This is a genomic window from Vibrio sp. 10N.247.310.23, assembly GCF_041467155.1.
GTDB lineage: Bacteria > Pseudomonadota > Gammaproteobacteria > Enterobacterales > Vibrionaceae > Vibrio > Vibrio crassostreae_C.
Map to the genome: position 1 here is coordinate 99,500 of NZ_JBFSTZ010000014.1, position 12,200 is coordinate 111,699.

A 12,200-nucleotide genomic window follows, 5' to 3' on the forward strand; every position below is an offset into this window, starting at 1 on the left:
CATTTTAAGTGTGCTGCAAACTAATTTTCCAGATTTGAGCTGGTTGGTTAATAACCTTTATTAAAGTCGTGTTGAATAAAAATCTTTAGATGCATTGCTCTGGTGTATCATTTTGAGTTTAAAGGGAGTGGTGTGCTCATTAGGTGGGGTATACATATGCTTACAACAATGAGTCTTTTGATCTCTAAATGATCTCTGTACAATGCTTAACCACTCCGACACCTATAACTTTTTGTTGATAAATTGGTCTGCTACGCATTATTTTTCGTTAGCAACGATTCATTTTATTAATGGCGATTCAACCGTTTTAGGCATGTGGTAAAATATCTAAAAATATAAAATGGCTAGTTAAATGAAACGTTGGTATTTGCTTTACTGTAAGCGTGGTGATCAAAAACGCGCTCAGCAGCACTTAGAGAATCAGGGGGTAGAGTGCTTTTACCCTCAAATAGAAGTCAAAAAGGTGGTGAGAGGGAAAGAAAAGCAGGTCAAAGAACCGCTGTTTCCGTCTTACATCTTTGTTCGCTTCGATTATGAGCAAGGTCCTAGCTTCACGACCGTTCGTTCAACACGTGGCGTTGTGGACTTTATTAAGTTCGGTTCACTGCCGCACGAGGTCCAAGGAGACTTGGTGTTTGAACTTAAAGAGTTTGAGAAGTGCTGCAGTAACGAAGTGGAAGATTGTTGTGTTGAGTTTGAATCTGGACAGGTAGTTAAGATTCAGAGTGGCCAATTTGCTGGGGTTGAAGCTATTTTCGATCAGAAAGACGGTGAGGCTCGATCGATTATGCTGGTGAAAATGATCAGCCAAGTCGTTCCAATCAGTATTGAGAACGAAGCACTACAAGCTCGCGCATAACTGCAGTAATAAAAATAGGCTTAAAACAAAAGGCGCATAATGCGCCTTTTTTAGTCTTTAGGATTTGTTCAAAACGCTCTAAGCGTTGTAAGCATCGTTGTGAACGGCTTGTACTGCACGGCCTGATGGGTCGACACAGTTTTTGAATGACTCATCCCACTCAATCGCTTTCGCTGATGAACAAGCAACTGAAGGACCACCAGGTACACACTCTGCCGCAGATTCTAGAGGGAATAGCTCCTCAAAGATTTCACGGTAAGCATAACCTTCTTTGGTTGTTGGCGTGTTGTAAGGGAAACGGAACTTAGCAGCTTCCATTTGTTGATCCGTTACTTTTGCTTCAGCCGTTGCTTTCAATGTATCAATCCAATCGTAGCCAACACCATCAGAGAACTGCTCTTTTTGACGCCATGCGATTGAATCTGGTAGGTAGTCTTCAAAACACTCACGCAGGATGTGTTTCTCCATCTTACCGTTACCGCACATCTTATCTTCAGGGTTCAGACGCATTGCGACATCGATGAACTCTTTATCCAAGAATGGTACACGGCCTTCAACACCCCATGCCGCTAGCGATTTGTTTGCACGAGCACAGTCGAACATGCTTAGAGCAAGCAGTTTACGTACTGTCTCTTCGTGGAACTCTTTCGCGTTTGGCGCTTTATGGAAGTACAGGTAACCACCAAAGATTTCATCAGCACCTTCACCTGAAAGTACCATCTTGATGCCCATCGCTTTGATCTTACGAGCCAGCAAGTACATTGGCGTTGATGCACGAATCGTCGTTACATCGTAAGTTTCGATATGGTAGATAACGTCACGGATTGCGTCTAGGCCTTCCTGAATAGTGTAAGTCATCTCATGGTGCACAGTTCCGATCTTGTCCGCAACTTCACGAGCAGCGATAAGGTCTGGTGCGCCTTCAAGACCAACAGCGAACGAGTGCAGTTGTGGCCACCAAGCTTCAGATTGCTCATCATCTTCGATACGCATTGCCGCAAAGCGTTTTGCAACTGCTGAAGTAATTGATGAATCCAGGCCACCAGATAGAAGTACACCGTAAGGAACGTCAGTCATTAGTTGACGTTTAACGGCTGCTTCTAGCGCTTCAGTCAGTTCTTCTTTGCTTGTGCTGTTGCCTTGTACCGCAGCGTACTCGTTCCAATCGCGGATGTAGTAGCGTTGAGGTTCAGCATCTTTCGAAGAGTAGAAGCTACCTGGAGGGAATTCACTGATCGTCTTACATACTTCAACCAATGCTTTCATCTCTGAAGCCACGTAGTAGTTGCCGTGCTCATCGTAACCTTGGTAAAGCGGGATGATACCAATATGGTCGCGGCCCACTAGGTACTCGTCTTTCTCTTCGTCGTATAAAACGAATGCGAAAATACCGTTAAGCTCTTCTAGAAGGTCTGCACCCATCTCTTGGTATAGCGCTAGGATAACTTCACAGTCAGAATCAGTCTGGAACTGGTACTTATCTTCATAGCGTGCACGAAGTTCTTTGTGGTTATAAATTTCACCGTTTACTGCAAGAATGTACTTTTTGTCTTGACTGTATAGTGGTTGAGCACCACTGTTCAAGCCAACAATAGCAAGACGTTCATGAGCAAGGATTGCTTTTTCACCAGCATAGATACCAGACCAGTCTGGACCACGGTGACGAAGCTTCTTAGACATTTCTAAAGCAATAGGGCGAAGTGCTGCGGCATCACTTTTAATGTCGAGAATGCCAAATACTGAACACATAGAACTTCCTTTTAAATAATTTCCAAATCAACTGCATTCAATTTGCCATTCTGGCTAAAAAAAGCAACCGGATGTGAGCAAAAAAATAATATAAAGGGTGTTCTGTTAGAAATTATCTAATTTTTATGTGCTTTTGGTGTGTGATGTTTAATTGCGGTTGGTTTTTTAAACAAAAACCTCTCAAAAGTGCGAAAAATAGGCAGTTTTGAGAGGTTTAGTTGAACACTGTCTAATACTAGATTTTATTGATATTTGGATTTAACTGTTCGCAAACGTGGCGAGCAAAACCACTACCAGCCTCGCTGTAAATGTTAAATGCCGCATCAACGCCATTCTCTTTCAGTGTTTCGAGTTGATCGGGATATTCAGCAATAGCCGCAATTTGGCCTTTAAAGTTACGTGACTTTAATTGTTCTAAAGCGGTTTGATTACCTTGGTGGTGAGGCATTGCCAAAATCACCAGCTTTACGTTTGCTGTATCTAGAATTCGCTCCCAGAAATCTGGGTCAGTCGCGTCGCCAGAAATCACGTTTCTGCCTTGGCTTCTGTGGTTGTGCGCGGCTTCTTCACGCACTTCTACACCTAGGCTGACCTTGCCATAGCGAGTACGTAATTCGTCATAAGCACCGGTACCAATTCGGCCCATACCTAGAATAAGCACTTGGGCACGACCAGGGTCAATTCGCTTATCACGTCGGTGAAGCTTTTCTGACGCATGCTCTTTTAGCCATTTACCTGACTGCTGATAAAGCTTATGACCAGCTCGGTTTAAAGGAGCAGCGATTAGAAAAGACAGTGAAACTGCAATGGCAACGGCAACTAAGATATCACCCGACATCCAACCCATCTTGAAGGCGAGACCACCAACGATGAGGCCAAACTCGCTATAGTTAAACAGTGATAGCGAGGCAAGTAGAGACGTTCGAACACGGAACTTGAAGCGGTTGAGTACCAAGAAGTAGAGAACACCTTTCACTGGCAGCATCAGCAAGAACAAGATTGCGAGCATAAAGCCTTGAATGGTTGGTTGCTCTGACAGACCAATATTCAAGAAGAAACAGACAAGGAAAAGTTCTTTAAGGTTAAACAGCGACTTTGATAATTCTGAGGCTTTTGGGTGACCAGCAAGTAACATACCTAGAACAAGAGCCCCCAAATCTGGTTTCACACCAACCAAATGGAATAAACCAGCACCGACGACTAATGCGAAGAAGATGCCGGAAAGAACCAGCATCTCACCGTGACCAACCCAATCGAGCACTTTGTAGAACAGTGGGCGTAATAAGGGTAGGGCAAACAGAGCAATTGCATACCACTCAGGTATTTTGCCCGTAGAAGCCGTTAAGAATACTACGGCGAAGATATCCTGCATGACCAAGATACCAATCGCTAACGTTCCGTAGGTCGCATTCATTTCGCCTTTCTCTTGCAGAGTCTTAACCGCAAATACAGTACTAGAGAATGAAAGAGCAAAACCGAGCAGAACGATCTGTTCTACCGACATGGCAGCTAGCGATGAAATACCTAAGAACTTAAAGCCAAACAGGGCGACGGCGAAAAACAGAGTGGACAAAAGGTTGTGGATTGTCGCGCCAGCCCAGATCTCTTTAGAGAATAGGGTTTTGATATCGAGCTTTAAGCCGATAGTAAATAGAAGCAGCGTGACACCAAGGTCAGCTAAAGTAATGATGGTGTCATTGGTTTCAAAGCCAAAGGCAAAAAGCCCAAAGCCTGCAACCAAAAAACCAACTAATGGGGGAAGGTGACACTTTAAAGCAATAAATCCTGCGATAAACGCAGTGGATATTAATATAAGTTCCATAACTTGTTGTTGTAGTTCCCTAGCTTAAAAAAACGGGCCGTGTTTATACAAACACGGCCCGCGGAAAATCAGAATTGTTTTCTCTAGTCTTCGAGAAGCTTCTGCAGTAACACGCCGTTAAGCATGGCGCGCTTAATCATAGCAAAAGCTCCCATCGTAGGATGTTTATCGATCTGTGATGCTACAATAGGCAGGCCGCTATGGAAAGTCGTTAACGACTGATTCTCTACATTGCGCTTAATTGCAGGAAAAACAATCTCTTGTGCCTTGGTAATATCACCAGCAATGATAACTTTTTGAGGGTTAAATAAGTTAATCGTCATCGCGATAGCCTTACCTAACTGGTTTCCTACTCGAACTAAGCTTTGCTTGGCTAGCTCATCACCATTAATCGCGTGGTCACAAACGTCTTGAATCGTAATATGCTCAAGCTCTGTTAAAGAAGACTCATAGCCTTGTTTAATCAGCTTCTGCACGCGTTCAACGATAGCTGGGTTTGCCGCTACTGTTTCAAGACAGCCGAAGTTACCACATTGGCATTGCTCGCCTAGCGGATCAATTTGGATATGACCAATTTCACCCACATTACGGTTATGACCTAGGAAAACCTGACCATTAACGATAATACCTGCACCTGTACCACGGTGAACACTGACCAAAATAGAATCTTGGCTATCTTTACTTGCACCGAAGTAGTGCTCAGCAAGCGCCATTCCACGAACATCGTTACCAACAAAACAAGCAACATGGAATGTATCGCGAATAATGTCGCTTAATGCGAGGTTATCGATGTCGGTATTCGGCATGTACTCAACAACACCGGTCGTTGGGTTAACCAAGCCTGGAAGCGTGACACCAATAGCAATCAGTTGATCGATCTTTGGTTGATGCTCAGCAATGAAAGCTTTGAGGTTATTGACCAAGCCTTGGGTAAGGTCTGATTGGTCTGAATAATTCAGGTCTTGCTGTTGGAAAGCCAATTCACGACCACCAAGGTCATGCAGGCTTATTTGAATGTAGTCTCGACCCAAACGCACAGCAACAGAATGAAAAGGCTCTACTTCTGTGGTTAGGGAGATAGCGCGTCTACCGCCAGTAGACGCTTGCTGCGCAACCTCTTTAATTAGGCCGCGCTCTAAAAGTTGGCGGGTAATTTTTGTAACACTTGCCGGTGCGAGTTGGCTTACATCAGCCACTTGTATACGACTGATAGGTCCCTGTTGGTCTATAAGTCGGTATACCGCCGCACTGTTTAGTTGTTTAACTAAGTCTACGTTACCTATTTGTCCGCCATTCATACTTAATTGTGCTCGTATTGTCCGTTAACAACAGTCGCTTTAACGTTAAAGTCTCGGTCAAATACAGCTAGGTTTGCAACCATGCCTTTTTTGATTCGACCTAGCTTGCTTTCTACACCGATAGCCGTAGCTGGGTATAGCGTAGCCATGCGAAGAGCTTCGTCTAAAGCGATACCAGCGTGCTCAACTGTATTCTGAACTGCTTCAATCATAGTCAGAGCTGAGCCGCCCAGTGTGCCGTTTTCATCAACACACTTACCATCACGGTAATATACTTTCTTACCGACAAAAATAAAGTATTCCATGTCAGCACCTGCAGGAGCTGTGGCATCCGTCACTAATACCAACTTTTCTCCCTTGATTTTATGCGCAATTCTGATGTTTGCGTAATCAACGTGGAAGCCGTCGGCAATAATGCCAGCGTAAACCTCAGGAGTATCGTAAATCGCGCCAACAACGCCAGGCTCACGACCAACCATCGGCGTCATTGCATTGAACAGGTGAGTGGCGGACGTGATACCAGATTCGAAACCTTGACGCGCTTCTGCGTAAGTTGCGTTGGTGTGGCCGATAGAAACGACAACGCCAGCTTTGTGCAGGCGTTCGATGTGTTCAGGGTCGTTAAGCTCTGGAGCCAATGTTACTTTTGCAACAAGGTCACGGTTCTCACAGATAAGCTCAATCATTTCGTTGTCAGATTTACGAATGTGATCGACGCTATGGATGCCTTTTTTCGCAACGTTTAGGTAAGGGCCTTCAAGGTGCAGACCTAAAGATTGGTTTTGGTACTGGTTATGGTATTCACGAGCTGCCGTAATAACCGCACGCATATCTTCGTCTGAAGAGGTGATAAGCGTTGGTAGGAAGCTAGTACAGCCAGATTTCAGGTTTGCTTTGTGCATGATCTGCATGGTTTCTGCAGTGATCTCATCGTTAAGCATTACACCGCCACAACCATTCAGTTGTAGGTCAATGAAACCTGGGCTTAGGTTTGCTCCGTCTAGGTCGCGAAGCTCGATTCCTTCTGGCAATTCAGAGATAGGACAGACTTTTTTGATCAGTTCGTTTTCGATTACAACAGCATGATCGGTTAGAACATCACTACCAGTGTAAATTTTACAGTTACTTAGCGCGTACATAGTCAGCTAATCCTTATTTCGTGAGATCTTTTAAATTCGTTCGTTACCTAAATGCGGACTTAGTTTGCGAGCATCATTTACGTAACGATTTATCTTTTATGGGCAAACGGCTTCAAAATGATAAGCGATTTAAGTTGTTGAAAAACATATGAACGATTGATTTTTATTATACATTTAGGTTCATCAATAATGATTGTTCACGGTGCTCTATAAGCCCGGAGTTACCATCTTTTTGCCTAATGATTAGATTTGGATTTTATCCATAAATGTTCATTTTTTTGAATGATAAAATAAGTTTTATGATCTCGCTAGCAAAAACCTCTGGATTTGGTAAAAACTGGTGATTAGGATCACAAATGGTAAGGTTTTAATTTGCGGAGCAAAATTAATTGAATACACTGAATAGGACTAAATTGAGCGACTAAAATAAGTTTCTCAAACGAATTCTAAAAAATCCTATAGGGGGAAACAACTGGTGAATATTCTAGGATATGCGCAGAAGCTTGGTAAGGCGTTAATGCTACCAATCGCAACGCTTCCGATTGCGGCATTGCTGCTACGTCTGGGTCAACCAGACTTACTCGATATCGCATTCATGGCATCTGCTGGTAACGCAATCTTCAGTCAACTACCATTATTGTTTGGTTTGGGTATAGCTATTGGTCTTTCTAAAGACGGTAACGGCGCAGCAGGTCTTGCTGGTGCAGTTGCTTACTTTGTTCTGACAGCAACCGCAACAAACATCGATGCTAGTGTAAATATGTCATTCTTCGGCGGTATCTTTGCAGGTATCATCGCAGGTCACTCTTACAATGCATTCCACGCGACTCGTCTTCCAGAGTGGCTAGCATTCTTCTCTGGCAAACGTCTAGTTCCTATTATGGCTGGTCTATTTGCTCTAGTTGCTGGCGCAATCTTTGGTGTTGTATGGCCTGCTGTTCAATCTGGTCTAGATGCACTTGCTCACGCAGTTTCAACGTCTGGCGCTATCGGTCAATTTGTTTACGGTACTCTTAACCGTGCACTTATCCCAGTAGGTCTACACCATGTACTGAACTCGTACTTCTGGTTCGGTATGGGCTCTTGTCAAGAGATCGTAGTTGCTGCAGAAGGCTTCTCTCAACTTTGTGTTGACCCTGCACTAGCTAAAACTTTAGTTGTTGGTCAAGAGTACACATTTGAATTTGCTAACTCAGTTAACCCAGAAATTGTTGCAACTGTTAAAGAAGTAACTGAAACAGTTAAATCTGGCGACCTACACCGTTTCTTCGGCGGCGATAAAGGCGCTGGCGTATTCATGAACGGTTTCTTCCCAGTAATGATGTTCGGTCTACCAGGTGCTGCACTTGCAATGTACCTAGCTGCTCCTGCTGAAAAACGTAGCCAAGTTGGTGGCGCACTATTCTCAGTTGCATTCTGTTCATTCCTAACAGGTATCACAGAGCCGCTAGAATTCATGTTCGTATTCCTAGCTCCTGCTCTATACGCAATGCACGCTGTATTTACAGGTTTGTCTCTAGTAGTTGCTAACATGTTTGGTACTCTGCACGGTTTCGGTTTCTCTGCTGGTCTTATCGACTTCGTATTGAACTGGGGTCTAGCAACTAAACCATTCGTACTACTACTAATCGGTCTTGGCTTCGGTGCTCTATACTTCTTCACTTTCTCTTTCGCAATCCGCGCTTTCAACTTGAAATCGCCAGGTCGTGAAGATGATGACGAAGCTGTTGCAGCTCCTGCTGGCGAAGCACCAAAGGGCGACCTTGCACGTCAATACCTTAAAGCTCTAGGTGGTCACGACAACCTAACTTCAATCGACGCTTGTATCACTCGTCTACGTCTAACTCTTAAAGACCGCTCTGTTGCAGATGAAGTTGTTCTTAAGAAACTTGGTGCTAAAGGTGTGGTTAAACTAGGTGAAAACAACCTACAGGTTATCCTAGGCCCACTAGCTGAAATCGTAGCTGGCGAAATGAAAGCTATTGGTGCAGGCGAAGACCTATCTGATGTAAAACTTCCACAGTAAGGGAAGTACTTAGTTAAGACGTAAAGTTACTCTTAAGTAAGTGTCAAATTGAAAGCCTCCCACATGGGAGGCTTTTTTGTGCCTGCAGCTTAAGACCAGCGAACACGGTTCGTTCTATTCTTCATCGAATAGCAGAAATAATCGCAATTAACGGACGGTTCTTATTGTGCAAAGGCTAAGAATTGTGGATGATTAGCAACAATGATCTTTCTATCTTTGACTGGCGCTATAAGCGACCGTTTTCTTGGGGACGAAAGATAACTTTCTCTGACAATACTAAATACATAGAGGTGCTATAGATGAGTGAAGCTGAGGCTCGTCCATCGAATTTCATTCGCCAAATTATTGATAAAGATTTAGCGGATGGTACACACAGTAGCGTGCATACTCGTTTCCCGCCGGAGCCAAATGGCTACCTGCACATTGGTCACGCTAAATCTATTTGCTTGAACTTTGGTATTGCTCAGGACTACCAGGGACAATGTAATCTTCGTTTCGATGATACAAACCCTGAAAAAGAAGACGTTGAATACGTTGAGTCAATTAAGAATGATGTAAGCTGGTTAGGCTTCGAATGGTCTGGTGATATTTGTTACTCATCAAACTACTTCGATACGCTTTATGCTTATGCTGTGGAATTAATTAATAAAGGCTTAGCGTATGTTGACGAGCTAAGTCCTGATCAAATCCGTGAGTACCGTGGCACGCTAAAAGAGCCTGGTAAAGCGAGCCCATACCGTGACCGCAGCCCTGAAGAGAACCTAGCGTTGTTTGAAAAAATGCGTGACGGTGGCTTTGAAGAAGGTAAAGCGTGTCTACGTGCTAAGATCGACATGAGCTCTTCGTTCATGGTTATGCGCGATCCTGTTATCTACCGTGTTCGTTTTGCTCACCACCATCAAACGGCTGACAAGTGGTGCATTTACCCAATGTACGACTTTACTCACTGTATCTCTGATGCGCTGGAAGGTATTACGCACTCTATCTGTACGCTTGAATTCCAAGATAACCGTCGTTTGTACGATTGGGTTCTAGATAACATCACGATTGACTGCCAACCTCGTCAGTACGAGTTTAGCCGCCTGAATCTTGAATATACAGTGATGTCTAAGCGTAAGCTGAACCAACTTGTGGTTGAAAACCTAGTTCAAGGTTGGGATGACCCACGCATGCCTACTATTTCTGGCCTACGTCGTCGTGGTTTTACTTCAAGCTCGATTCGTGAATTCTGTAAGCGTATTGGTGTAACTAAGCAAGAGAACATGATTGAGTTCGGTTCACTTGAATCTTGCATCCGTGATGATCTGAACGAAAATGCACCTCGTGCAATGGCTGTTCTGGATCCAGTTAAGATCGTTATCGAAAACTACGAAGCAGATACAGTAGAAACGCTAACGGTTGCAAACCACCCGAACAAGCCAGAAATGGGTACTCGTGAAGTTCCATTTACACGCGAAGTTTGGATCGAACGTGACGACTTCCGTGAAGAAGCAAACAAAAAGTACAAGCGTTTGGTTCTAGGTAAAGAAGTTCGCCTGCGTGGTGCTTACGTGATCAAAGCTGAACGTATCGAAAAAGATGCAGAAGGCAACATTACGACTATCTTCTGTTCTTACGACAATGAAACATTGGGTAAGAACCCTGCAGATGGCCGCAAAGTGAAAGGCGTTATCCACTGGGTATCTGCTGATAAAGCACTGCCTGCTGAGATTCGTTTGTACGATCGTCTATTCACAGTGCCAAACCCAGCCGCTGCTGATGACTTCGCTGCAACGCTAAACCCTGAATCTCTTGTTACGCTAAATGGTTTTGTTGAACCTAGCTTAGCAGAAGGTGTGGCAGAGCAAGCGTACCAGTTTGAACGTACAGGTTACTTCTGTGTGGATTCGAAAGACTCTAAAGCAGATGCACTAGTCTTCAACCGCACGGTTGGTCTACGTGACACATGGGGTAAAACTGAAGCTTAATGCTTGAGTATTTAGTTTGTTAAAAACGACCCAATAAAAAACCGGCTTAGAGCCGGTTTTTTTGTGTCTTAAATTTGATTACCAAGGTGTTTCTAGTGACCAACTAGCGTTTTAAGCACTAGAGCCAGAGTTTTAGGGATTATTAGGGTCTTGTTGGGTTACTTCACCCGTGCGTGAGTTGTACCAGAAAACATAACCTGCATTACCAGGATCGCTGTCGAAATCGACTCCAGTGTAGATGAAGTAGCAAAGCGCGAGTTTGTTTTGAGGAGTACCGTCTTTGGCAACAAAACTATGGTTTTGACGGCGGGTAATAAAATCAAAATTGTTGGACTGGTTCGGGTCTGTAGTAGCGGTCAGGTCGGTTGTCATAATGGCATTCCATATTGACACACACCCTTGGTCACCTTGACCTATGTTGTAAGGCTGCCCCATAGGGTTGCCTTTATCGACGCCGAGTGGGTAGCCGACGTCATTTATGTCCAATTGAGCATTGCCGTCTCCGTCTTCCCCAAAACCTGGCATGTCATTCATTTCAGCGTTGCCGCCGCCGCTGACCAGCCATTTACTGTGAGCAAACGTGATCGCAGTTTGAAATTGAGATTGAGCAGCGTCAAACAGAGCGATACGGCCATCGGTTTGAATGTTAAGAAAACGGGGAAGGGCAACAATAGCAAGCACTGCAATAATCACTACAACAACCAACATCTCAATTAAAGTAAAAGCCTTAACTAGCGGGATTCTTTTCATGGATACTTTATGATGCCCTATATAAAAAACGCCGGCCTAAGCCAGCGTTCTGTATTACTACTTCGCTTTATGCGCGTCTGGATTGCCTTTGCAATCTCCGTTAATGCTTTTGCCGTACAAGTACAAACTGTGGTTTGTTAGTTGCACGTTGTAACGCTGAGCAATCTCTTTCTGTCTTTCTTCGATGATGTCATCAGAGAATTCGATCACTTCGCCACAATCTAAACATACAAGGTGGTCGTGGTGGTGCTGTGTAGAAAGTTCAAATACAGACTTGCCGCCTTCGAAGTGGTGACGAGTTACAATGCCAGCGTCATCGAATTGGTTAAGTACTCGATAAACGGTTGCAAGACCGATTTCTTCACCTAGGTCGATCAGCTTCTTATATAAATCTTCAGCACTAATATGTTGGCAGTCTGGCTGTTGTAATACTTCTAAAATTTTGAGCCGTGGAAGGGTCACTTTAAGACCTGCATCTTTTAGCGCTTGATTATTGTCTGACATATACTTTCCTGTTGATGATCTGCAGCAATTAACAGAATTCAATATTAATACCATTATAGTTTAGTCAGGCATAACAATAAACCACG

General features: G+C 43.9%; 9 protein-coding genes. 3 read left to right on the forward strand and 6 right to left on the reverse strand.

Translation table 11 applies throughout. The features are described from left to right. Positions 1-352: 352 nt before the first annotated feature. Complete coding sequence (gene rfaH / locus AB6D93_RS12775) at positions 353-859, forward strand: transcription/translation regulatory transformer protein RfaH (protein ID WP_017062197.1); 507 nt, start codon at positions 353-355, stop codon at positions 857-859. A gap of 78 nt (positions 860-937) precedes the next feature. On the opposite strand, the gene asnB is transcribed toward rfaH, so the two are convergent. The 4 genes from asnB to nagA all read right to left on the reverse strand — a co-directional run bounded on the left by asnB (position 938) and on the right by nagA (position 6,867). After that, on the reverse strand, positions 938-2,608 hold the full coding sequence (gene asnB / locus AB6D93_RS12780; RefSeq protein ID WP_102332542.1) for an asparagine synthase B: 1,671 nt from the start codon (positions 2,606-2,608) through the stop codon (positions 938-940). Positions 2,609-2,843: 235 nt separating this feature from the next. Next, the gene (locus AB6D93_RS12785; protein ID WP_102320163.1) at positions 2,844-4,430 is read right to left on the reverse strand and encodes a cation:proton antiporter family protein; all 1,587 of its coding nucleotides are present in this window, start codon (positions 4,428-4,430) and stop codon (positions 2,844-2,846) included. Positions 4,431-4,513: 83 nt separating this feature from the next. Beyond that, complete coding sequence (locus tag AB6D93_RS12790) at positions 4,514-5,728, reverse strand: ROK family protein (protein WP_017062194.1); 1,215 nt, start codon at positions 5,726-5,728, stop codon at positions 4,514-4,516. A gap of 2 nt (positions 5,729-5,730) precedes the next feature. Then, entirely contained in the window at positions 5,731-6,867 is a 1,137-nt protein-coding gene (gene nagA / locus AB6D93_RS12795) for an N-acetylglucosamine-6-phosphate deacetylase (protein WP_102332541.1), read from the reverse strand. Between the two features lie 475 nt (positions 6,868-7,342). Between nagA and nagE the strand changes: the two genes are divergently transcribed. Together nagE and glnS are read left to right on the forward strand one after the other, a co-directional pair. Continuing rightward, positions 7,343-8,893: an N-acetylglucosamine-specific PTS transporter subunit IIBC gene (gene nagE / locus AB6D93_RS12800; protein ID WP_032545860.1), complete on the forward strand. Its 1,551-nt coding sequence runs from the start codon at positions 7,343-7,345 to the stop codon at positions 8,891-8,893. A gap of 299 nt (positions 8,894-9,192) precedes the next feature. Next, positions 9,193-10,860 carry a glutamine--tRNA ligase gene (glnS, locus tag AB6D93_RS12805; RefSeq protein WP_017063407.1) on the forward strand — a complete coding sequence of 556 codons (1,668 nt, stop codon included), beginning with the start codon at positions 9,193-9,195 and terminating at the stop codon, positions 10,858-10,860. A 132-nt stretch (positions 10,861-10,992) separates the two neighbouring features. Here glnS and AB6D93_RS12810 read toward each other — a convergent pair whose 3' ends face one another. Together AB6D93_RS12810 and fcrX are read right to left on the reverse strand one after the other, a co-directional pair. After that, the gene (locus AB6D93_RS12810) at positions 10,993-11,610 is read right to left on the reverse strand and encodes a prepilin-type N-terminal cleavage/methylation domain-containing protein (RefSeq protein ID WP_032547229.1); all 618 of its coding nucleotides are present in this window, start codon (positions 11,608-11,610) and stop codon (positions 10,993-10,995) included. A 57-nt stretch (positions 11,611-11,667) separates the two neighbouring features. Next, complete coding sequence (fcrX, locus tag AB6D93_RS12815) at positions 11,668-12,114, reverse strand: ferric iron uptake transcriptional regulator FcrX (RefSeq protein ID WP_017061956.1); 447 nt, start codon at positions 12,112-12,114, stop codon at positions 11,668-11,670. Between the last annotated feature and the right edge of the window lie 86 nt (positions 12,115-12,200).